This window comes from Butyrivibrio sp. AE3004, assembly GCF_000703165.1.
Taxonomy (GTDB): domain Bacteria; phylum Bacillota; class Clostridia; order Lachnospirales; family Lachnospiraceae; genus Butyrivibrio.
Genome location: NZ_JNLQ01000002.1, coordinates 3551581 through 3575987, shown reverse-complemented (window position 1 = coordinate 3575987; position 24407 = coordinate 3551581). Strand labels below are relative to the sequence as shown.

19 protein-coding genes are annotated in these 24407 nt (G+C 42.5%); 2 read left to right on the top strand and 17 right to left on the bottom strand.

Going from position 1 to position 24407, the window contains the following annotated elements; genetic code table 11:
* Positions 1 to 107: 107 nt before the first annotated feature.
* From BV60_RS0118335 to BV60_RS0118325, 3 genes are all read right to left on the bottom strand, one after another.
* Complete coding sequence (locus BV60_RS0118335; RefSeq protein WP_029324046.1) at positions 108 to 1586, bottom strand: L-fucose/L-arabinose isomerase family protein; 1479 nt, start codon at positions 1584 to 1586, stop codon at positions 108 to 110.
* Positions 1587 to 1899: 313 nt separating this feature from the next.
* Positions 1900 to 2928, bottom strand: coding sequence for a LacI family DNA-binding transcriptional regulator (locus tag BV60_RS0118330; RefSeq protein WP_197029595.1), 1029 nt, complete (start codon positions 2926 to 2928; stop codon positions 1900 to 1902).
* Positions 2929 to 3069: 141 nt separating this feature from the next.
* Positions 3070 to 3798 carry a DUF4867 family protein gene (locus BV60_RS0118325; protein ID WP_330376328.1) on the bottom strand — a complete coding sequence of 243 codons (729 nt, stop codon included), beginning with the start codon at positions 3796 to 3798 and terminating at the stop codon, positions 3070 to 3072.
* Positions 3799 to 4013: 215 nt separating this feature from the next.
* Here BV60_RS0118325 and BV60_RS0118320 point away from each other — a divergent pair, with 215 nt between their 5' ends.
* Positions 4014 to 4640, top strand: a complete 627-nt coding sequence (locus BV60_RS0118320; RefSeq protein WP_029324039.1) for a PepSY domain-containing protein — start codon at positions 4014 to 4016, stop codon at positions 4638 to 4640.
* A 92-nt stretch (positions 4641 to 4732) separates the two neighbouring features.
* Here the strand turns inward: BV60_RS0118320 and BV60_RS0118315 are convergent, their stop codons facing one another.
* From BV60_RS0118315 to BV60_RS0118260, 12 genes are all read right to left on the bottom strand, one after another.
* Positions 4733 to 5887, bottom strand: a complete 1155-nt coding sequence (locus BV60_RS0118315) for an MFS transporter (RefSeq protein WP_029324037.1) — start codon at positions 5885 to 5887, stop codon at positions 4733 to 4735.
* A 434-nt stretch (positions 5888 to 6321) separates the two neighbouring features.
* Complete coding sequence (atpC, locus tag BV60_RS0118310) at positions 6322 to 6723, bottom strand: ATP synthase F1 subunit epsilon (protein WP_029324035.1); 402 nt, start codon at positions 6721 to 6723, stop codon at positions 6322 to 6324.
* 109 nt (positions 6724 to 6832) lie between these two features.
* The gene (gene atpD, locus BV60_RS0118305) at positions 6833 to 8227 is read right to left on the bottom strand and encodes a F0F1 ATP synthase subunit beta (RefSeq protein WP_029324034.1); all 1395 of its coding nucleotides are present in this window, start codon (positions 8225 to 8227) and stop codon (positions 6833 to 6835) included.
* 300 nt (positions 8228 to 8527) lie between these two features.
* Positions 8528 to 9385: an ATP synthase F1 subunit gamma gene (gene atpG, locus BV60_RS0118300; protein ID WP_029324032.1), complete on the bottom strand. Its 858-nt coding sequence runs from the start codon at positions 9383 to 9385 to the stop codon at positions 8528 to 8530.
* Positions 9386 to 9401: 16 nt separating this feature from the next.
* Positions 9402 to 10925, bottom strand: a complete 1524-nt coding sequence (atpA, locus tag BV60_RS0118295; protein ID WP_029324030.1) for a F0F1 ATP synthase subunit alpha — start codon at positions 10923 to 10925, stop codon at positions 9402 to 9404.
* A gap of 30 nt (positions 10926 to 10955) precedes the next feature.
* Entirely contained in the window at positions 10956 to 11495 is a 540-nt protein-coding gene (gene atpH, locus BV60_RS0118290) for an ATP synthase F1 subunit delta (protein WP_029324029.1), read from the bottom strand.
* Positions 11492 to 11995 (bottom strand): F0F1 ATP synthase subunit B, encoded by a 504-nt coding sequence (atpF, locus tag BV60_RS0118285; protein WP_029324028.1) that lies wholly within the window; start codon positions 11993 to 11995, stop codon positions 11492 to 11494. The genes atpH and atpF overlap by 4 nt, the downstream gene beginning before the upstream one ends.
* Before the next feature lie 35 nt (positions 11996 to 12030).
* Entirely contained in the window at positions 12031 to 12312 is a 282-nt protein-coding gene (atpE, locus tag BV60_RS0118280; RefSeq protein WP_026495813.1) for an ATP synthase F0 subunit C, read from the bottom strand.
* Positions 12313 to 12413: 101 nt separating this feature from the next.
* Positions 12414 to 13175: a F0F1 ATP synthase subunit A gene (locus BV60_RS0118275; protein ID WP_029324027.1), complete on the bottom strand. Its 762-nt coding sequence runs from the start codon at positions 13173 to 13175 to the stop codon at positions 12414 to 12416.
* Positions 13176 to 13184: 9 nt separating this feature from the next.
* Positions 13185 to 13619, bottom strand: a complete 435-nt coding sequence (locus BV60_RS0118270) for an ATP synthase subunit I (RefSeq protein ID WP_029324026.1) — start codon at positions 13617 to 13619, stop codon at positions 13185 to 13187.
* Positions 13620 to 13705: 86 nt separating this feature from the next.
* Entirely contained in the window at positions 13706 to 13984 is a 279-nt protein-coding gene (locus BV60_RS0118265) for an AtpZ/AtpI family protein (protein ID WP_029324025.1), read from the bottom strand.
* Positions 13985 to 14279: 295 nt separating this feature from the next.
* Entirely contained in the window at positions 14280 to 16130 is a 1851-nt protein-coding gene (locus BV60_RS0118260; RefSeq protein WP_029324024.1) for a leucine-rich repeat domain-containing protein, read from the bottom strand.
* A 219-nt stretch (positions 16131 to 16349) separates the two neighbouring features.
* On the opposite strand from BV60_RS0118260, the gene BV60_RS0118255 reads away from it, so the two are divergent.
* Positions 16350 to 18401, top strand: a complete 2052-nt coding sequence (locus BV60_RS0118255) for a HelD family protein (protein ID WP_035777322.1) — start codon at positions 16350 to 16352, stop codon at positions 18399 to 18401.
* 246 nt (positions 18402 to 18647) lie between these two features.
* Here the strand turns inward: BV60_RS0118255 and aspS are convergent, their stop codons facing one another.
* A complete protein-coding gene (gene aspS, locus BV60_RS0118250; RefSeq protein ID WP_029324022.1) occupies positions 18648 to 20510 on the bottom strand; it encodes an aspartate--tRNA ligase in 1863 nt (620 codons plus the stop codon).
* 75 nt (positions 20511 to 20585) lie between these two features.
* A complete protein-coding gene (locus tag BV60_RS0118245) occupies positions 20586 to 24398 on the bottom strand; it encodes a ligand-binding sensor domain-containing diguanylate cyclase (protein WP_197029594.1) in 3813 nt (1270 codons plus the stop codon).
* Positions 24399 to 24407: the final 9 nt, after the last annotated feature.

Here is a 24407-nt window from a genome sequence, read left to right as displayed (position 1 = left end):
AACAATTATTAAACATTTCATAGGAATGCGGAGCAATTTCCTCGTATGAAATAAAAAAGCGCCTTCGGGCAAAAACCCGAAAGCGCTAATTTAACCATATCACTCAATTAAGCGAAAGGATTCTCTGTAGGATAAGGAAGTGATGCAGGCTGGTTGTAGCCGATTGTCTCAGCGCCTACATACTTGAATACTTCGTAAAGAGCCTTTCCGAAGTGACCAAATGCAACTGCACCGTGATGAGGGAAGTTGCCCTGGATAAGAACGTGTCTGTAGAAACGTCCCATCTCCGGAATAGCGAATACACCGATACCACCGAATGATCTTGTAGGAACATTGAGAACCTCACCCTGTGCTACATATGCGCGAAGGTGGTTATCAGATGTGCTCTGCAGTCTGTAGAATGTGATTTCGCCGGGAGCGATGTCACCTTCAAGTGTTCCCTGTGTAACTTCTTCAGGAAGGTTTCTGGCCATAATTCTCTGGAACTTCATCTCGCAGCTTGAAAGCTTGCTTGTGCATGTATTACCGCAGTGGAAGCCCATGAATGTATCTGTGTGCTTGTAGTCGAACTTGCCCTTGATGGACTCTTCGTACATATCAGCAGGTACAGAGTTGTTGATATCAAGAAGCGTAACAGCGTCGTTAGAGATGCATGTTCCAAGGAACTCACTGATTGCACCGTAGATATCTACTTCACAGGATACCGGAATTCCACGGCCTGTAAGACGGCTGTTTACATAGCAGGGAACGAAACCAAACTGTGTCTGGAATGCAGGCCAGCACTTACCGGCGATACAAACGAACTTCTTGCCGCCTCTGTGCTCTTCGATCCAGTCAAGAAGTGTAAGCTCGTACTGAGCAAGCTTCTCAAGGATTTCAGGCTTCTTGTTGCCTGCGCCAAGTTCCTTCTCCATGTCTGCAACAACTTCAGCGATTCTTGAATCACCGGCATGCTTGTTGAAGCTCTCGAAAAGATCAAGCTCTGAGTTCTCTTCAATCTCAGCACCCATGTTGTAGATCTGCTGAATAGGAGCGTTACAAGCAAGGAAGTTCATCGGACGAGGGCCGAAGCTGATAACCTTGAGTTCTGAAAGACCATAAAGTGCTCTTGCGATCGGAACGAACTCGTTGATCATCTTAGCGCACTCATCTGCTGTTCCAACAGGATACTCAGGAATATAAGCCTTAACACCTCTAAGGTGAAGGTTGTAGCTTGCGTTAAGCATACCGCAGTAAGCATCACCACGGCCATCGATAAGGTCGTTCTGTGTCTCCTCTGCAGCTGCGCAGAACATTACAGGACCATCAAACTTCTCAGCAAGAAGTGTCTCAGAAATTTCAGGACCAAAGTTACCAAGATATACGCAAAGTGCATTACATCCTGCCTTCTTAACATCCTCAAGAGCCTCAAGTGTCTGAGTCTCTGACTCGATGATGCAGACAGGGCACTCATAAACATCTACGTCGTTGTAAAGCTTCTTGTAGCTATCAACTAATGCCTTTCTACGATTGATTGCAAGTGATGCCGGGAAACAGTCACGGCTGACTGCTACCAGACCAATTTTAACCTGGGGAATGTTGTTCATTCTTTTTTTCCTCCTACCCTTAAATAAATATTATTCTAATTGCTGTTTTTATGCGGTTTTCAGCTTTTCGATACCGCTATAAGCCATCTGATAATGTGAACTTTTTAAAATGTGTGTACGTTCACGCATCTACTAAATCATAAGTTTTGCAGTGTTCTTTGTCAACACGACATATTTCACAGAAATGAATGCGAAAATTTGTTAATTACTCCTCCTGCCTTCCCCCTCTTTGGCGCTCGGCGTCCGGGGAACGTTGGCTTAGCGCGGACCGTAACGAAGTGAAGACAGGTGGCGCGCAGCGCCGGATGAGGGCCTACAAATTCTGTTCAATATGTATGCTAAGCTCCGTATAATTCACCTTCTTGGGAACTGTCCCATAAGCAAGATAGTTAAATAAAATTTCCAAAGAAAGCTTTCCCTGCTTTTCAGGTTCCTGACATATTGTTGCAGTTATCATTCCCTTGTGAAACATCTCATACTGGACAGCCACAAGGTCGTTGGTAATAATCCTCACCTTATGCGATGTATCCTCGGCTGCAATAAGCCTGCAGATGTCATAATCCCTGGGATTTATAACATACACCACATTAGTTTCGGGATACTTTGTCAGCATCTCTCTGACAGCCCGCCTGTTTTCTTCACGATCAAGGGCAATACTCCATTTTCCCAGAAGCTCCATGTCCGGATAACGTGAATTCATCTCATTGGAAAAGCCACGAATTCTCTCCGTCGCACTCTCTTTAATACTGTCATATTCAGTAAAAAAGCATATCCTGGCATTTTCACCGCCTGCCATTGCAGACAGTCCTGCTGCAAGCCTTCCCGAAGCAATATAATCGCATCCGACATAAGCAAGATGTTCAACCCCATCCAGTCTGCTGTTATAAAAAACAAGAGGTAATTCCCTCTTTTTCTGCTCTTCAATTATCAGATCGTTGACCCTGGAATCCGTTCCGGTTATGCAAACACCATCATATTCTCCGAGAGTCTTTTTTAGCGACTGCAAAAGTGCTTTCTCTTCGTCTTCACTATCAGGATATTCAATAATGTCCGTGGTCGCAGCATATGCTTCAAGTGATTTTGCCTTTTTTTCTGCACTTTCCCTTACAGGAATAAAGAACGGACTATACTGCGTCTTGGGTATCATGAAAAGAAATCTCAGCTTCTTTTTCCTTACCGCAAGCCCCTGAGCCACACGATTTGGCTCATAATGAAGCTCTTCACACGCTTTCTCGACACGCTCTCTTGTTTCCGCCTTAACATAACCTCTGTTGTGCAAAACGCGATCTACCGTGCCTATTGAGACTCCGGCTTTCTTCGCTATTTCTGTTATCGTTGCCATTTTCCCCTCATCCGTCAGCTTAGCTGACACCTCCCCTAAGGAAAGGCCAGTAGTTTTATCCGCTTTCCTTCTATCGAAAATGAGTGTCTTAGACTCATTTCTTCTTCCATGAAAGCTATAGCCCATAAGTACTATCTGCCATCAGATGAGTGAAGCAATATCAATGTTCTCTCCTGTGATGCCTTCGTATGCACCGTCAGCAATCTCAGAAGCATCCTTGTGCGCAAGAAGCCACTTGTTTGTTGCAAAAAGTGTTCTGTCATCAAGGTTCTTACCTGCTGTCTTTGTTGTGCCTACATTTGTTCCCTTAGGAAGAGCGATGAGAACCTTAAAGCCCTTTGAAGCATCTGCATGGCAGGGTGCATAATGAAGTGTTGAAGCATATACTTCTACAAGCACTCCCTTAGGGCACTTGAAAGCTACAACCTTTGATGAATCAAGCTTGCCGTCCTCTATGTCGCTAAGCTTAGCAAGAAGTAAAATGAAATCCTCTGTACCAAGATTGAACTCACTGTCTCTGTGGTATTCAAGGCAGTTCATCTTTGTGTTGTGTCCGTTGCAATATCCAAACTGAAAAGGCATTCCGCCGAACAGGCTTGTCCCAAGATCCTTAGTATCGCTTGTTGCCATCAGCTTCTCATCTTCAGCCACATAAACAACGCCCTCCGGACAGGGTGTGTCGTTCTCAAGTGTCTTAAGAATCTCTGATACACTGTATCCCTCAACAATTCTTCCGTATTCTTTAAATTCCTTGTCTGTTACGCTTAATATCTTCATAGCCTTATCTCCTTCTCTTTCTGTGGCTCCGATATCCTCCGGAATAATACTTTTATCCAAAAACATATCAGAAATCCGTGTACGTACACACATTATATGTTAAACCCCTATTTTCCTCAATGGTTAATACTATACAATTTTCATCCGTATATTTTGGGCCTTTTTACATTGTAGCTCATCCCATGCACGTAAGCTTTAGAGAACCTTTAGAGAATGTTTCGAATTATAAATGAGAATATGATGTAACATATAATTACGGATACTTTTCGCATCAGCTTGTTTCTTAGATCGAATGAGGAGGTAATTACATGAGCAAAAAAGCTTTTATCAGATTTAAAACCGCAGCATCCGCTTTCATGGCTGCTGCCCTGGCAATCGGTACACTTGCCGGAGCATCACCTATAGGTGCTATAACTGGGCAGACATCGGTAATAGTCGTACAAGCTGCTAAAAAATACATAACCGAAAAAAAGGCCGAGAGCATCGCCCTCAAAGATGCAAAATTGAAGAAGTCCGCTGTCGAAGAATTTGACGAGGCAGAACTTGAAAAAGGCAAAAAGCCGAAATACAAACTCGCCTTTTCTACTGAAACAAAAGAGTATGAATACGTAATCCACGCAACCTCAGGCCAGATACTTGAGGCAAAATGGGACCTTTCCGATAAAGACTTATATGAGGAACCTGATGATGATGAAGAAGAAGTCGCAAAAAAAGCCGTAACTGTTGATGTGGTAAAGAAGGCTGTTCAGAAAGATGCCCGCTTAAAGAAATCCTTCCTTAAAAACCTCAAGGTTTCCAAGGCCACTGAAGATGATGACGAAGACGTAACCTTCTTCAAGGTGACTTTTAAAAACGGAAAATATAAATATACCTATGAAGTTGAAGCATATACCGGAATTGTTATATCCATGGAGAAAAAATATTCCGGCAAATAAATAGTGCTGTATAAATCAGCCCCCCTTTTGTTATGATGGTCGCATCAAACAACAAGGGGGTTCATTTTGCTACAAACTTCAGAAAAAGCCTTTTATCTTAAGACTACATGTGCTCCCGCAAGGAGTAGCATTAGCACTCCAACCACGGTAAAGCATGCAGATATTCCAAGCCCTGAAACATATGCTGATGCAAAAAGAAATAATACTTCCACAAGACTTACTCCCATATTGTAAGCCGATAGAACTTCCGCCCGCCTATCTCCAAGATGATTTTTATCAACGATTTCATTTTCAATTCCATCAAATATATATGAAGGAACTGAAACTACAAGCGGAAGAAATAGCATGATTGGGATAATAATCAGCTTGGAATTCACACCCCCGAAAACAAGCATACAGATCCCCGAAACGATGAAGCCGATTATGAAAGCCTTGAAATAGTTTTCCTCTCCAATAATGGCAATAATCTTTTCCGATGCCATCTGGAACACAGAATATCCAAGAATAATTGCTGTCATCCATTCTTCGGATATTCCAAGTATTTTGAGCTTATCTACATAAAAGAAGTTGATCAGGATAAAGGATATGCTAACAAGCGCCAGGGTTACCATGATTGCGATATTCTCAGCATTGAATTTTAGAATGAATAACTTATTCTTCTCAGCAACCTGCGTGTCAGTAGTATGGTCTTTTCCGTGATGCTCCCTTTCTACACCAAAGCTTACATAAACTGCTATAACATTCATCGTAACAGTGAGAACCAGTAATCCTTCAATTCCAAAGAAATGATAAATGCCTGCGTACATAATGGTACTGACAATAAAACCGGCAGTACTGAAATTGTTTACCCTGGCGTTTTTCACAACATACTTACCTTCATCATATTTATGATAAAGATATGCGCTGATAGTTCCCGAGGTAAAACTGATTGCAATTCCTTCTATGATGGCTTCTGAAAGGAACAAGTAGTAGTTCTTTGTTATAAAAGCAGCTAACATCAAGCTTCTTGCGATCAAAAACATGAATTGCGACAGAACAATAGTGTTCTTATATCCCACAAAATCAGTAATTTTCCCTGTAGGAATTTCTCCTAAGAAAATCACAAGTGACAAAGTGGCTTGCAAAATAAAGAATTGATCAAGGTCAATTCCTGCCCGCGTCCTAACCAAAAGTGCTACCGGTGCAAAGAAAACAAGGCCACTTAAGAATGACATAATTTCCAGATTGTCTATATTATATTTATTCATCAAACGGATCCTCCAACAAAAAAGTAAAAATTTGTAACGAAAAAACTGCTTTGCATACATTCCTGTACGCAAAGCAGTCATATCCATCACAATAAAACCTTATATAAAATAAACTAAGGCCATCAACGTATATGATAATCTGACTGTAAGCGTACAAAAACAAGCCTGCCAAGCAGGCAAAAATAATTTTTGTTTTACTTTTTTGTCAGACAATCAACGTCTCATCTTTTGCAACCTCTGTTTTATATTTTTAATAAGAAAAATCATATCATGTATCCATACATGGTTCAACACCATTTATTTGTCGCTTACGATATTAAATATATAATTCACATAAAATGAGGCAGGGTTCACTCAAAAAACCTGCCTAAAAAAATGAAAAGCGCCACAGCAAGCCCCCCTCGGCAAGCCACGGCGCCTTTATATTTATTTTTTTACTGTGCGGAACCAATTCTCACAAGTGCACGATAAAGCTTGGCTTCTGCGCGCACTCTTGCTTCCTTGGTAAGCTGTGCATCCCTCAGCCTTTCCTCTGCCCTGGCTTTGGCTGAGCGTGCGCGTTCCACATCTATCTCGTCGCTCCACTCCCAGGTTGTCGGAAGTACTCGGACCTCACCCTCCATGACAGAAAGCATTCCGCCTATACAGGCAGCTTTGCGCTCAGTGCCATTGGCAAGTGTTACGTGAGCTGTTCCCATGCCGATTCCCGTGCAGTAGTTAGTATGTCTCGCCAAAATCTCGACATCACCGTCTATCGTTCGGAGCATGATCTTCTCGACCTCGCCCTCATATTCCAATCCATCCAGGGATACGACCTGTAAATGATATGTAGCCATATATTTTCAACCCTCATCCGTCAGCTTCGCTGACACCTTCCCCCTTTCAAGGGGAAGGCTTTATTTTGCTGACTTCTTCCAACTATTTGAGAATACTCCCTTAGTATTATCAGTTCTTCTTAGCTTTTTCGAACACTTCATCAATTGTTCCGACCAGCAGGAATGCTGATTCCGGAAGGTCGTCACACTCGCCGTTAAGGATCATCTTAAATCCGCGGATGGTTTCCTTCAAAGGAACGTATTTGCCCGGAAGTCCTGTGAACTGCTCAGCAACTGAGAAGCTCTGTGACAGGAAGTTCTGAACCTTACGTGCTCTGAATACTGTCTGTTTATCTTCATCGGAAAGCTCATCCATACCCATGATAGCGATGATATCCTGCAATTCACGATATCTCTGAAGAACCTGCTGCACTCCTTTGGCAACCTCGTAGTGTTCCTTACCAACTACGTCGGGCGAAAGGATACGGCTGGTGGAATCCAGAGGATCAACTGCCGGATAAATACCCTTTGATGCAATATCACGGGAAAGAACGGTGGTTGCATCCAAGTGTGTGAATGTTGTTGCAGGTGCAGGGTCCGTCAAGTCATCGGCAGGCACGTATACGGCCTGAACTGATGTGATTGATCCCTTCTTTGTTGATGTGATACGCTCCTGCAGCGCACCCATCTCTGTTGCCAGTGTAGGCTGATAACCAACGGCTGAAGGCATACGACCAAGCAGCGCTGAAACCTCAGAACCGGCCTGTGTGAAACGGAAGATATTATCAATGAAAAGAAGCACGTCCTGATTCTTAACATCACGATAATACTCAGCCATTGTAAGTCCGGAAAGAGCAACTCTCATACGTGCTCCCGGAGGCTCATTCATCTGTCCGTAAACCAGTGCAGTCTTGTTAATAACTCCACTTTCCTTCATTTCTCCGTAAAGGTCGTTACCCTCACGGGTACGTTCTCCAACACCGGTAAATACTGAAATACCACCGTGTGCCTTAGCAACGTTATTGATAAGCTCCATGATGAGGACGGTTTTACCAACTCCCGCACCACCGAACAAACCGATCTTACCACCCTTTGCATAAGGGCAGATAAGGTCTACTACCTTAATACCTGTTTCAAAAATCTCAGTCGCAGGAACCTGATCCTCGAACGAAGGAGCCGGTCTGTGAATAGGCCATCTCTCCTGTGTTGTCGGTGCAGGCTGATTATCAACCGGCTCACCAAGCAGATTGAAAATTCTTCCAAGACACTCGTCACCTACCGGAACTGAAATCGGTGCTGCCGTGTCAACCGCATCAATTCCACGAACAAGTCCGTCCGTGGAGCTCATTGCAATACAACGAACGACATCATCACCTATCTGTTGTGCAACCTCAGCTATAAGAGTGGCATCACCATTCTTTATTTCAATAGCACTATGCAGATCCGGCAGCTCACCCTCGCCAAAACGAATGTCAAGGACAGGTCCTGTTACCTGAATTACCTTTCCAACATGTTTTTCACTCATTGTGAGTACTCCTTTTTCTCTTTGTCTTCCCCTCATCCGGCACTTCGTGCCACCTTCCCCCTAAAAGGGGGAAGGCAAGAGTTACTTTTGTCTTCCACTTGGAAGTGAAGAACTACTTTTGTCTTCCACTTGGAAGTGAAGAACTACTTTTGTCTTCCACTTGGAAGTGAAGAACTACTTTTGTCTTCCACTTGGTAAGGAAGAACTACTTTTGTCTTCCACTTGGTAAGGAAGAACTACTTTTGTCTTCCACTTGGTAAGAAGCCAAGAGTTACTTTTATCTATTATGAAGACAACTTTTTATGGTTCTTCGGCACCGGCAACAATCTCCGTAATCTCCTGCGTGATGCTTGCCTGTCGTGCTCTGTTATAGTACAGACTTAACGTTTCAATCATTTCTTCTGCGTTGTCGGTAGCTGCTTCCATCGCAGTTCTTCTAGCTGCAAGTTCGCTCGCAACTGAGATATTGATACTGGAATACAGCACTCCCGCCAAATACTCCGGAACGACTGCGTTGAAAACAGTCTCACTGTCCGGCTCGTACAGAATAAGCGATTTCGCCTTTTTATGTGATTCCTCCTCTGATGCCAGATCTGACAACGGAAGGATCGGGCTTGCCTTCGGAACCTGTGACATCATGGATACAAAATCCGTATAACACAGGAAAATATGTCCGAATCTGCCTTCCTTATATGCATCACATAAAATCTTGGCAACCGAGAAGCACTCTGAGATAGTAACCTTTGCAACCTCTGCAAACTCCTCGGTGAAAATCGGAACATTTCTGTGTTTGAAGTACTCCACTGATTTTTTACCAATAGGAAGAACCTCTATATCACGTCCCTTAGTCTCGCTCTCCATGAACTTAAACAGGTTTGAGTTATATCCACCTGCAAGTCCTCTGTCACCTGCGATTACAACGTACAACCACTTATCATTTTTCCCGACCTTAGTATAGGGAGATTGAAAATCATGGTTTTCACTGGCGATGCTCTGCAATGTATCGAGCAAAGTGTTCAGATACGGCTTGGAATTGTCTGCCCTTTCCTTAGCCTTTCGCAGTTTGCTGGCAGCAACCAGCTGCATCGCCTTTGTAATCTGCATTGTGCTCTGCACGCTTTTTATCCGGAGCTTCACAGCCTTCATATTAGCAGCCATGTATCATCCTCCGTTATCATTTCTTTCCTGCAAGGAATTTGTCCGTGTATGCCTTAAGTACGCTCTTCATCTTTTCTTCTGTATCAGACTCAAGCTTTCCTGTCTCGCGAATAGTCTTCATAACGTCGCTGCCATCAGGATTTGTGTCAAGATACTCAAAAAGACCTGCCTCATACTCAGCAATATCGGTAACAGCTACCTCTGTAAGAACGTTATTGATAACTGCGTACAAAATGGCAACCTGCTTTTCAACAGCAACCGGTGAGCTCTTGTCCTGTTTAAGAACTTCCACGATTCTTTCACCCTGTGCAAGACGTGACTTTGTGTCTTCATCTAGGTCTGAACCGAACTGAGCAAAGCTCTGCAGCTCACGATACTGTGAATAAATCAGCTTAAGTGTACCTGCAACCTTCTTCATGGCTTTGATCTGAGCATTACCACCTACTCGCGATACCGAGATACCGGGGTTAACCGCAGGCATGATACCTGAGTGGAAAAGCTCGGTCTCAAGGAATATCTGTCCATCAGTAATGGAGATAACGTTTGTAGGAATGTAAGCAGATACGTCACCCGCCTGTGTCTCGATGATAGGAAGGGCTGTAAGTGATCCTCCTCCGTTTTCATCAGAAAGCTTAGCAGCTCTCTCAAGAAGTCTTGAATGCAGGTAGAATACGTCACCGGGATATGCCTCACGTCCCGGAGGTCTGCGGATAAGTAGTGATAGTGCTCTGTATGCAACTGCGTGCTTTGAAAGGTCATCATAGATAACAAGCACATGCTTACCCTTATTCATGAAGTACTCACCCATGGTGCAGCCTGTGTAAGGCGCAATGTACTGCAGAGGACTGGGCTCTGAAGCCGTTGCAGCTACGACTATGGAATATTCCATAGCGCCTGCATTCTGCAGTTCAGCCACAAGTGATGTAACTGTAGATCTCTTCTGTCCTATTGCAACGTAGATACAAATAACATCCTTACCCTTCTGGTTGATGATGGTATCTATTGCAATTGTGGTTTTACCTGTCTGACGGTCACCGATAATAAGCTCACGCTGTCCACGTCCGATCGGGATCATGGAGTCGATAGCCTTGATACCGGTCTGTAAAGGCTCTTTAACGGGCTGTCTTTCAATGATACCCGGTGCCTTTATCTCAACAGGTCTGTAATCATCTGATTCGATAGGGCCTGCGCCATCAATCGGCTGTCCGATAGCGTTAACTACACGGCCTATCATCGCGTCACCTACCGGAACGGAAACAACGCGTCCGGTACGCTTAACGGTCTGTCCTTCGCTGATACCTACATCTTCTCCGAACAGAACCGCGGATACTACTGTTTCTTCGAGGTTCTGAGCCATTCCGAATGTGCCGTTCTCGAACTCCAACAGCTCACCCGACATACAATTCAAAAGTCCGCTAACTCTGGAAATACCGTCACCAACGGTGAGAACTGTACCGGTCTCATTCTGAATGATCGCATTTTGATAGTTTTTGATCTGGCTTCGAATCACCTCGGATATTTTTTCTGGTTTTAATTCCATTCTAAAAGCCTCCGTGGGTTTTATTCTTTCTTATAGGACTGTCTCGTCAACCTTTTTGCGGAGCTCATCAAGGCGCCCCTGAACTGTTCCGTCATAGAGCTTACCTTCAATCTCCACACGGATTCCACCGAGAACAGCTTCATCGGTTTTCTGAGTCAGAAGAATCTTCTTGCCGCTGATGGATTCAAGCTTTGACTTAAGAGCGCTAACCTGCGACTCGTTAAGTGTTATAGCACTTGTCACAATTGCTTCCGCAATACCGTGATCCTTGTTATAGCTGCTCCTGAACCTCTTTTCACATGCTGAAAACTGTCTTAAAAGACCTCTTTCAATGAGGATTTTTATGAAGTTCAAAAGATATGGCTGCAGCTGCCCGTCAAAGGCTTCATCTACCAGCTTAAGTCTCTCTTTTCTTGGAATCGAGGGCTCTGACAAGAGCGTTATGTAATCGGGATTTTCTTTAAAAATCTCTTTTACCGACTCCATCTGACTTAAGATATCATCCGTAAGGTTTTCCGAAAGCGCCAGATCATACAGACTTTGTCCGTATAAATCTCCAGCCTTGGTCATGACGCCTCCCCTACATTGTTAATGAATTCATCGATAAGTTTCTTATGATCGTTCTCGTTGATTTCCTTCTCCACGACTTTTCCTGCAATATCCATTGCAAGACCGCCGATGGTGTCCTTAGCCTCGTTGATGGCTTTTTTCTTTTCCTGTTCGATATCAGCTTCTGCTCTCTCCATGAGACCCTTGGCCTGCTTCTCAGCTTCCTTAACAATAGTGTCAGCCTTGCCCTGAGCTTCCTTGGTTGCAGATGCAACAATGTCTGCTGCCTGTGCCTGTGCGGAAGAAAGGCTTGTCTCATATTCCTTCTTCATTGCTTCAGCTTTTTCCTTGGCCTCGCGAGCTCCCTTGATCTCATTTTCAGTGAGCTGTCTTCTCTTCTCAATAACCTCGTTTATAGGTTTGAAAAGGAATTTCTTAATGAGCCAGAGCTGAATGAAGAGGTTGCAAATCTGTGCTATGAACGTCCACGGAACGATAGTAACTAGATCCTGTGTGCCCATTCGTGTACCTCCGTATTTTCTAAAAGGCCTGTAACTTAGTTCAGATAGTTCATGAATGTGCCGGGTGCTACGAAGATCAGAAGAAGACCTGTAACGAAACCATAGATACCGGTTGTCTCTGCAATAGCACAACCAAGAAGCATGGTACTTGTTACATCACCCTTACACTCGGGCTGACGTCCGATTGCCTCAAGAGCCTTAGAAACGGCATTTCCTTCACCAATACCGGGTCCGATACCGGCGATCAGCGCACATCCTGCTCCGATACCGCATCCTGCAAGTGCAATACCTTTTGCTAAAATCTGAAAATCACTCATGTTTTAATCCTCCTAGATTATTATTATGATTTTTCTTTATTAAGTTTTCCCCTCATCCGACACTTTGTGCCATCTCCCTCAAAAAGGAAGATCAAGATGGATTAACCCTCTGCTGCATTTGCTATATACATGATTGTCAGCATTGAGAAAATAAACGCCTGCATACATCCTGTGAACCAGTCAAAGTACACACCCAGAATAGCCGGGAGTCCGACGCTCAGGATCGGAATATTTGAAAGTACATCGCCCACAGCGCCCGGGATAAGTCCAAACAATGCGGAAGAAGCAATCGCAAGTGCTGCATAGATAAGTCCGTCAATAACTATACCCGAAAGGATATTACCGAAATGACGGCAAGCCATACTTACAGGCGTTGCCAATTCGGACAGGATATTGAACGGTGTCATTACAGCGATCGGCGTTGTAAAGCTCTTCAGATAACCGAGGAAGCCTCCCGCTTTGATCTTACATGCAGTGATGATAACAAACACTACGATGGCCCATGCTGCTTCTGTTGAAAGATCAGCTGTCGGGCTTCGAAGTCCTACAAGGCAGATCAGGTTTGACACAATACTTGTGGCGAAAATCGCTGAAACCAATGGAATCAGCCAGTCAAATTTTGTTCCGCCCGTATTACTGCGAACCAGATTGTGTGCTGCTTCAACTATCATCTCTGCAACCGCCTGGCGCTTTGAAATATTCTCGACCTGAAGGTTTCTCGTCAGGAAGATACACAGCAGCGTTATGATTGCCATTACAATCCAGCTGACTACCAATGTCTCCGTGATATTGAAATCACCAAGTACAGGTATTCCGGTGTGGATAGTGTAATAGATCTTACTGCCGGCTACTTCAAAGTTCATACTTTAGAATCACCTTCCTTTCCTCGCAGTTAGTATCCCGCGAATTTTTATTAAAATGCTCGGAATAAAAAGAGGAATCACGCCGGTTACAAGATTAATAACCGGAACGAAGATTGACAGGATGACCCATAACAGCTGCATCATTGTACGATATCTCAGACTCACAGCCATGGTGCTTCTCGCCCTGTCCGTCTCCTCTTCACTCATCCCTGTGATCTTCTGCACTGTAAGTCCCATCCAGAAGAAGTTACCCACAGCAACGATAGTTCCGCCTATCGCCCCTATGAAGATCGTATAATCAAAAGGTACCTTATAGCCAAAAGGCGCATCACTCGGTACCACTTGATGCAAAACAAAAAACAGAATTATAACGATAAGGCTTGCCACCGCTGTCCCCACAGCAATATACGTGGTTTCCTTCTTAACTGCGTCCTGTACTACCATTAACTTTTTTCTCCCTTTAACCTCATCCGTCAGCCAAGCTGATGACTTCCTCTTCTCGGAGGAAATTCAGGATATTTATTTGAAATTCAGATGTGCTTATTAAATGACACCTCGTTCTTGTCACGCTTTTTTCCTTCGTTCTTCTTAGTCACTTCAAGGTAAACCTTGTAGGCTGTCATCATGGATCCGCCAAGTCCGAAGAAGAATCCGATTATATATATCCAACCGGGCGCTCCAACCTTAGTTGTCAGCATATAGCACGCAAAAATGCAGATGAGAAGAGGGGTTACCAGAGATAACCCAAGCTGTCCCACCATTGCAAATTGTGTCATTAATTTTGAAAAATCAGTCGTCTTTTTTATCATTTGAGCTTTTCCGATTGATAACTCTTATATTTTTCATTTATATGCTCGCATTTACGTGATTTTTATATATCATTTCAGAGAATTCAAAAAAATCCGAAATACCGCAACATATATCTCAATAATACAAGTATTAGTCAGAAAAAACAATTGTTTATATGTAATTTTACAAACATTTTACTTTTTAAAACCATATACTGTATCTAATTCTCAGCGATATTTCCATGCACAAAAATCCCGGCCTGATTACAAATATCAAACCGGGATTTACTATGGTTTTCTTTATTTTTTTATGAATCTATTTAGTCTTAGTCACCTTTCCGTAACTTACTGACTTTGGTGCGCCTGCTTTCTTTATCTTTTTCTTGTAAGTTTTTAGTTTCTTTCCAGGAACCTTGAAGTCTGCTTTCTTGTATATTCCTTTAAATGCTTTCGAGCCGATCTTTTTAAGCTTCTTGGATAAGATAGTAACCTTCTCCAACTTCTTACAATTAAAGAATGCTTTCTTTCCTATCGTAGTTACTCCCTTTTCCAAAGTAACTTCTTTTAGTAATTTGCATCCGTAAAAGGCTTCATCTCCTATAGTGGTCACCTTATCACCGGTAGTTACTGACTCCAACGCACGACATCCTTTAAATGCGCCTTTTCCTATGGTCTTTACTTCTTCACCGATAGTTACGGTCTTAAGGAGTTTGCAATCCTTGAAAGCATTGTCTCCTATTGCTGTCACGGTGTAGGTTTTCTTTCCGTTTTTAATCGTCTTAGGAACAGTATATGATGTAGCAGATGTTTGATCGATATGTGATAAAGTAACTTCTCCTTTTGTTTCTGTAGTAACATACTGGGCATCATTGGATTCGATAATTGCTCCAACATTTGCACTTCCTATAAATTCAAAATTATTCTTTTGCGCATACTCTTCAGCTTCTGTATCATAATATCCTTGAATCTTAAACTTAGGAATAGAACGTGTTCCCGCCTTACTCTCATAATATCCAAATGCATTTGTTCCAATATTTTCAACCGAATACGGAATCAGTACTATCCTCATAATTGGAATATCATAAAAAGCATTACTATCTATTCTCTTTAACCCCTCATTAAGTATTACAGGTTTTACTTTAATAAATTCATTTGGAACATTAAAATCAAATTCATATTCCAGACCATACACTCTATATGCGAATGCATATGAACCTATACTTGTAACATTTGTGGGAACAACGACATTCTCCAACACGTTACAATGTGCAAATGTTCTACTGCTTATCGTTGTAATCCCAGTCGGAATATGTATAGCTCTAATTGCCGTGCAATATTCAAAAGCACTGGAACCAATACTTGTTATTTTATCCGGCATATTAATGTTAACTAACGATTCGCACTCATAAAAGGCCCTTCCTCCAATTTTGATAACCCCTGACATAAGTTTCACATTTGTTAAACTTATGCAACTCTCAAAGCAACTATCCGGGACTTCCTCTATTCTAGCGGGAATAATCATCGTTCCTGTCCCTGTTGATCCCTCAATTGTCCCACGCAGATTTGTACAACCTTTAAAGCAAGATGATCCCAACACTTTAACACATTCCGGAATTGTAAATTCAACAATTCCTGTACATCCGCAAAATGCAGATGAACCAAAATATAGTAAATCTGAAGTATCAAATCTAACATAGTTGATTTCTGTATTATTCAGAAAAGCGCTATCTCCGATTGTATCTATTTTGGAATTAATCTTTATTTCTTTTATTTTCCAAACATGGTTCATACTTCCCACTATGGTATTTGCCATTCTTTTCTTAGCTTTCGAAAAATTAGCATTACTATTTTGTGAGAACGCACCTGTACCAATTGCTTTTACTTCAAAATAGCGTTCTTCATTAGCCATCTTTACTTTTAGTGGTGTCTCTATTTTATCTTTATCACCTAAATAGGCAATTATTACAGCTTCATTTGCCTTTATTTGAAAAAGCCAATCCCCTGTATACACAAGCGGGAATCCATCCATATCGTATCCCCTGACTTTATCATCTTCTTCCACTACACCATACTCCGCAGAAGCATCCATCCTGAAAGCGCACAAAGAAATAACACACATTGCTGCAATTATAAGAGTTCTAATAATTCCGTTTTGTTTTTTCATCATCCAAACACCCCTCAAATCATCACTTAATTACAGGTCAAAATATCCATATTTTCATGATATCCAATTACTATTAATTGCACATGAAAACAGCATAAAAAGAATATAAATAATACCTTTTTATGCACTTCCACAGCTCTCATAAAAATATAAATCCCCATTCCACTGTCACGTGTATGTTATACTAAAAAGAGGCACTGCAAATTCATTAAGGTGAAATTTATGGAAAAAGAAATATTTGATATAGAACAAAATCATTTAACGGAAACCTATAACAAGCTCCTTGCGATGAAGGAGGATCTGGAGAATCAGATAGCTGCCCTCGATGAGAAGGCGCTTGATGATAAGAACGACATGCGCGACAATATGCGTTTCGACTACGCCGATATCGAGACAACCATGGAGACGCTGGCTGAGTTGGAGGTATGGAATCGATACATTGATACCTACAACGTACAGAGCAGTTCTCTGGGAAACCGCCTGGGCACTGTAAAAAAGCTCCTTGAGTCTCCTTACTTTGCAAAAATCCAGGTACAGTTTGACCCATCGGAAGCACCCGAGAGTTATTACATCGGCCGTGCTGCTGTTTCAGAAAACAAGTTTAAGCAGATGATTCTTGATTGGAGATCTCCTATCGCAGAGCTATATTACAATCAGGAATTCGGGCCGACCCATTACACTGTAGAAGACAGGGAAATCTCAGTAGACCTGCAGCTTCGTCGTCAGTTCGATCTGGAAAAAAGTAAGCTGATTTCTTACTTTGATACACAGATAGCAATTGAGGATCCGCTGCTTTTGCAGTCACTTTCCCACACTCATACAGACAAAATGCAGGCTATAACTGCAACCATTCAAAAAGAACAGAATACAGTAATCCGCTATCCCGATATTCCGGTACTTCTCGTAAACGGAATCGCAGGAAGCGGAAAAACCTCTGTATTATTGCAGAGAATAGCTTATCTGTTTTACCAGAAGAGAGAAACACTACGTCCGGATCAGGTTTGTCTGATGACACTTAACCCTGTATTCCGCGATTATATTGACAACGTTCTGCCTGACATGGGAGAGACAAATCCTCTTACCCTGACCTGGCCGGAATTTTTGGAAATGGTAAGCATTCCGTTTTCATGCGATGAGTTTGATTACACAGCTTCTGACAGTCTGCAAAAGATCAAGGATACACTGCCTACCCTGACACCTGAATTATCAGATTTCCTTGATATTACACAAAAAGGAAATCTCGTACTCTCCAAAAAAGACATCCTGTCTGTTGTAAAGAAATTCAGTAAATTCCCTATGGGCATACGTTTGATTCAGACCGTATCCGACGAGCTTGAACACCGGGCAAAAAATGCTCTTCACAATATCGACAGAGATTCCGACTCCGATTCAGGTAGCGTAGCAAACTCAGATTCAGCTGAAGATAACCGACTCGAAAATGATTTTGGCGGCGCACTGAGCAATATCAGACACTGCGGTTTTGTGAATGTAATGCGCATAGCAAAACGTATACTTGGTAAAAAACGCATAACCGCTGCAGAATGGCTTTATACAAAAATGGAACTTACAGGTGAATGTGACCGCAATATGCGCTATGTCATGATAGATGAAGTGCAGGATTACACCAAGGCTCAGCTTATGATATTTAGAAAGTACTTCCCGAATGCCAGATTCATGCTGCTTGGAGATGAATTCCAGGCTATCCGTGAAGGAACCATAAGCTTTAGCGAAATTGAAGAACTGGCAAAAGAAGACAACAAGAAGTTCGTCACCCTTCCCCTCATGACAAGCTACAGAAGCTCACCTGAGATTACCGATATATTTGCATCCCTTCTTCCGGAAAAGCAAAAGCTGATGATTTCCTCAGTAAAACGTCCGGGGGAAAAGGTATCTGTAAAAGCATGCACTTCAGATACCGAATATATCGAAGAATTAAAGAAACAGATTGAAGAGTCCGCAAAGCGTGAAGGCCTGACTGCAGTAATCTGCAGAAATCAGCATAACCTTGAGTACATCATTACCTCACTTGGAGATGATGCACCTCAAATCGTATCAGGACACGACGCACTTCCAAAAAGCGGAGCATTCCTTATCGAATTAAAGCTTGCAAAGGGCCTTGAATTTGACAATTGTATACTTGCAGATGCAGATCCTGAAAGCTATCCTGATGATACCCTGGGGAGACACTGCCTGTATACCGCAATGTCCCGAGCCACAAGTCATCTTGCAATTTTGGCTAAAGGCACCCTCGCAGCAGGAATTTCCGAGCATTGATGTCAAAGAAATATATTTAAAAGCAGCGCTACCAAGTAACCATAGAAATTGGTGTAATTTCATTTTATAAGATAATGGTATATTGATCGTTATCATCTAAAAAGACTGCCACAGCAAAAAATACACCGGCAAACATAAAAAGACTGCCACACTAAAAATGATATCAAAATCAAAATAAGTGTGGCAGTCTTTATATTTTTCTCATATAGTTTTTCAACTATATTTCTTTGATTAAATCCGGAATTTTTATTCTTCCACTACAGTCTTGATGTGAAGCTCTTCAAGCTGTTTGTCTGTAACTTCCCCGGGAGCACCCATCATTATATCCTGAGCATTCTTGTTCATAGGGAACGGAATAATCTCTCTGATTGTGCTCTCACCTGAAAGGAGCATGATCATACGATCAACACCGGGAGCGATTCCTGCGTGCGGCGGTGCGCCATAGCAGAATGCGTTGTACATAGCAGGGAACTTAGCCTTAACATCCTCTTCACCGAGACGAACCATCTCGAATGCCTTGATCATGATCTCCGGATCATGGTTACGAACGGCACCTGATGAAAGCTCAACGCCGTTACATACAAGGTCATACTGATCAGCCATAATATCAAGAGAATCAATCTCTCCTCGTTCTGCCTTAAGGAGTGTCTCCATTCCGCCGCTGGGCATTGAGAAAGGATTGTGGCAGAATTCAAGCTCGCCAGACTCCTCACCAATCTCATACATCGGGAAATCAACAATCCAGCAGAAAGCATACTGCTCTTTATCCATGTGTCCGGGAACGGCAGCACCGAATGTCTTAACAACAACACCGGCTGTCTTCTGAGCCTGTCCGAGCTTCCCTGAACCGAGAACAACAAGGTCACCGCTCTTAAGTCCGAGTGCTTCGATAACAGCATCCTTCTTTTCCTGAACAAACTTTGCAATACCGCCGACAATTTCGCAGTTCTCATCAAGTCTGAACCAGTAAGGCTTAGCACCTGCCTGAACTTCAACGTCGGAAATTGTCTTATCTATAAACTTACGGCTTTCCTTAAAGTCAGAGATGACTACAGCCTTGATTCTTACATCTGTCGCATCGCCTGCCTTAAGTACAGCGGAATCATCACCTGTCTCTTTTGCCTTCTCAGCACTTGCTGCAGCTGCTTCCTCAGAAACAACACTTGCAAAAGGACCAAAACCGCAATCCTTAAGAACCTCTGTAGCATCCTGAACCGTCAGATCAATTCGAAGGTCAGGCTTATCTGTGCCGTACTTCTCCATAGCTTCACGATAAGGAATACGTGCAAAAGGAGCACCTGAAGCTCTGTCATAAGTACCGTACTTTGCAAAGATAGGAGGAAGAACATCCTCACAGATTTCAAAAACATCTTCCTGTGATGCAAATGCCATCTCCATATCAAGCTGATAGAATTCACCCGGGCTTCTGTCGCCTCTTGCATCCTCATCACGGAAGCAAGGAGCAATCTGGAAATAACGATCGATTCCGGATGTCATAAGAAGCTGCTTGAACTGCTGAGGAGCCTGGGGAAGTGCATAAAACTTTCCGGGATGCTTTCTCGCAGGAACAAGATAGTCTCTTGCACCCTCGGGAGATGACACTGTAAGAATAGGTGTTGTAATCTCCATAAAGTCATGCTCTATCATTGACTTTCTGAGTGCAGCAATAACATTGCTTCTAAGAATTATATTCTTTTTAACCTCAGGATTTCTGAGATCAAGATAACGATACTTAAGACGTGCTGTCTCGTCCGCCTCACGGCTTCTGTTGATCTCAAACGGAAGCTCGTTGTATCTGCAGCGTCCAAGAACGTCAATCTTATCGGGAACAACCTCAATATCACCGGTAGCGAGTTTGGGATTCTTTGAGCTTCTCTCCCTTACGGTACCTTCAACGGAAATAGTTGATTCCTTATTAATTCCCTTAACAACCTTCATCATCTCTTCAGTCTCGATGACGATCTGAGTTGTTCCATAAAAATCTCTTAAAACAACAAAGCCAAGCTCAGCTCCGACTTCACGAAGATTCTCAAGCCAGCCGACAAGCTTAACTTTATTGCCGACGTTCTCAATTCTGAGCTCACCACATGTATGTGTACGTGACTGCATTTTAAATATCTCCTTAAAACCTATAGAATATCAAGAAACATTTTAGCACAATTATCGGGACTTTGTTAAAAAACTTTACATCCCTTCCGTTTCATATGTCAGGCTGTAGCCTTCGTGTCCCTCCAGACTATTCCACTGATTGATGATCCTTTCTATGGGAGTATGTCCGTTTTCCGCATCGATAACAGTAAGGATCAGTATGACCTTGTTTTTGCCGTTCATCGCCATGACATCATTGCTCCTTAGGCTTGCGGTAAGAACCTCAACAAACCTCTCCATTACTTTATCATCGACATCCTCTCCATCATCTCTTGTCATCACAAACTGAACAAGCCATATATTTACTATGGTTCTCTTTGCCATTCTGGAAAACAGTCTATAAGCCATCTGAAGCTTGTCAAAATCCACAAAGTAGGCGCCCTTCTGTATTCCGCGCTCCTCGAGCACCATCTTTATTCCTGCAACTCCTGCTGCCTGAACTTCCTCTCCTGCGTTGATGCTTGAGTTTTTGTACATGAAGTATCCGTGCTTTCCATTCTGCTTAACGCTATACAGCGCTTTATCCGCCTTTCTGAAAAGATTTGCGTATTCATCTCCCTCATCTGTGGTAGCTACGGCACCAATGGAAACACCAAGCGGAATACCCATATCCTGTCCCATGATTTCTTCACCGCTCTTTAGGATTTCCTCGTTTAAAAATCTCTCTTTTTCAGCCACGGCACCTTCTTCGGAAGTTCCCTGAATAAAAGCAACGAACTCATCTCCGCCGATTCTTCCGACAAAATCATCTTCCCTTACGCAGGACCTGACAAGCTCTGCAAATTTTGCCAGAACTTTATCACCGGTCTCATGCCCGAAAACATCATTGACCAGCTTAAAATTATCCAGGTCGATCATCATGAGAATACCCTTCGACTCTTTACAGATTTCCTCTAGCGCAAGTTGTGTATATCCCTTGTTCCAGAATCCGGTCATAGGATCTATCCTGGCTTCCTTCTCCAATTTTTCCATATTTGTAATACCCATCCTGATGTTACCGATGAGCCAGCCGATAAACATTACAAATAAGGTACAAACAAAAATCAGATATGCCTTAAAATACGTCCTCTCAAAAATCTGTGACTCCTTTGTTATATGGAATTTTTCCTCACGGACAATGTCCTTTCCCGCTGAATCATAAACCTGAACCCTCAGGGTATAATCACCGTAAGGAAGATTAATATAACTAAGGGATTTCATCTCTTTTTGTTTGCATGTAATTCCGTCATCTCCTGTTCCCTCAAGGAAGATATGAAGAAGCGGATCCGACAACGTAAAATTAAGCGCAGCAACATCAAAGGTTATTCTTCCTGAAATGGCAGGAATAACATAATTTCCGTTTTCATCAGGCTCTATTATCTCGTTATTTGCAGTCAGCTTGCTGATCGTTATTGTATAATCCGTATCCACAACATTTTCATCAGCTATGGCAATCCTCCTTACACCGTCAGCGCAGCATAAGTAAAGAGAACCATTGTAATAAGAGTTTTCCGAATTGGCAGTAAGCGCCGAATACAATCCGCGCCCCTTGTTTAAAAGCATATAGTTATACTCACCGTTTTCCAGAAGATCACTCTTTTTGACTATGAAAATACCTGCACTGGAGCTGATCCAGGCATAGCCGTCTTCAGTAAAGAAAACATCGTAATTATTGTTATAGGGGAAATTTGTAAGCTTTGTAACCTTCTCATCCTTATAGTGGTAAAGGGCGTTACTTGTTACATAAAGGTACTCGTTGTCTCCGCAAGGCACTATTTTCATGATTACCAGCGATCCCATACCGTCATCCTTGCCATACTGATGAATGATCTCTCCATCCTTGATAATCATTATGCCCTCGCCATCAGTACCAAGCTCTACATATCCATGACCAATGTCAACCATACTAAGAACCTGAGTTGTCAGTCCTTCTTTTTCTCCCATTGTCCCTGTGACAACTCCGCCATTAATAAAATTTATTCCGGTGGTGCTAGCCGCAATTATGGTCCCGTCCTCAAGCTCCATGGTCAGCCTGAACCTGCTGCCATTGGTATTTTTATTTCTTTCATTATAAGTATCTATCGTGCCATCTGCTTTAATCTCGATAAGACCATGCTTACCGTATGTACTTACCCATAAATTCCCCTTTGAGTCTTCCATGAGATATCTTATTCTCACGTCCTTAAAAAGCTCAGGAAAATCAATGGGAACAGCATAAAAGGTCTTAAGATCGATCGTCACAAGGCCATTATTTGTACCGACATACAGCATGCCATCCTTTATCAGCGTACAATTAACAACCTCCGGGTTCACACCTGCTCTTGCAAAAATATCCGTAAACGGATTCCAGGAATATCTGACAATACCCTGTTTGTTTGACGCAAACCAGACATTCCCCTGATAATCCACCATTATATCCTTGACCGCTCCGTTAAAACTGTCGGTGGTCATTTCGGTAAACTTGCCTTCTTTTGTAAGGAAGCCGCAGCTGTTCTCAAGGCCACAGAAAAATCCGTTATTCTGCGGTGAATAATATAGCTTGTTAAAATACTCAGAATGTCCTATGGTGTATTTTTTTCCAAGCTCTATCTTATCATCTGAAACATTAACCTGAATTACATAGTTTGAGGTTGAACCCGCATAAAACTCGTCACGCTCTCCTGCAGCAACTGCTCCAAACTTGGTATTTTCATCATCAAGTCCTATCTTATCCACATACTCATGATTTTTTATAATAAACAGTTCACCCGCCATTGTTACGCCGGCAACAACATCCTTCGAATTGCAGGTAAGTGACGTTACAACTTTTATTCCATCATCATCAAAAGTCTGTATCTTTCCGTCTTTTCCAAACATGCAAAGGGCGGTTGCCGTGCCCACATACATATACCCGTCAGTATCTTCGCAAATAGCCCTTATTGAATCTGAAGGAAGTCCGTCCTCCTCAGTAATAAACCTGATAGTCCTGTCTGTAGGATTAAAGCATGCAAGACCGCTGTCATTGGTTCCTATCCAAAGCATACCTTCAGAATCAACATAAAGTACCATTACACTGCTGATTCTCTCATCAAGTACAATTTCCTCAAACCTGTAACCGTCACACAGGTATAGTCCCGCATAAGTGCCGGCCCAGATATAACCGTCATTCGTCTGAGCAATGGCATTTATTTCCACTGTAGCAAGGCCATCGTCTGTATCATATGTAGTAGCCGCATATTCGGAGCTCATATCTATAGCTTTTGCATTAATTGAAAATGTCATGGACGTCATGACAATTACAGGCACCAAAAGCCACAACAAAGCACTATCTGCCGTACTCTTTTTTCTCCTGTCTATAAAAATGTAATAAAGCTTGATCATTCCCGATGCCAAGAGCACACTAAGAGCCTTATCCGGAATATCCACAAAAGCCTCTCCCAGACACGTGCATAAGACAGGGACATTAACATCCCTTGCTATCATGTCTATAAGACCATCTCCCCAGATGTTTCCTGTTCTTCCACCATATAAATATAAATTCATGGGAGTTGAAACTGCAACAGCAACAATTCCGGTAAGAACGGCAGTTGATGCCACCTTGAAAGCTGTCTGAGTACTTGCCTTTGGATAAAAAAGACCAACTGAAACACCTATACATACAGACACTATCAGATACGCTAGTGTCTTGATGTTTACGGTTATTATTCCCAAAAGAATATTTGAAAAAGCACCGCAAACAGCACCTCCGACAGGACCAAGCTCAATAGCCGTAATAATCGTCCCTATTGAATCAAGCCAGAACGGAAGCTGGAAATGCTCAGCAAAACTTCTTCCTATGAGATTGATAAAAACGCAAACTGCTATCAAAAGGCAGGTTTGCCATTTTTTCATTTTCACAAT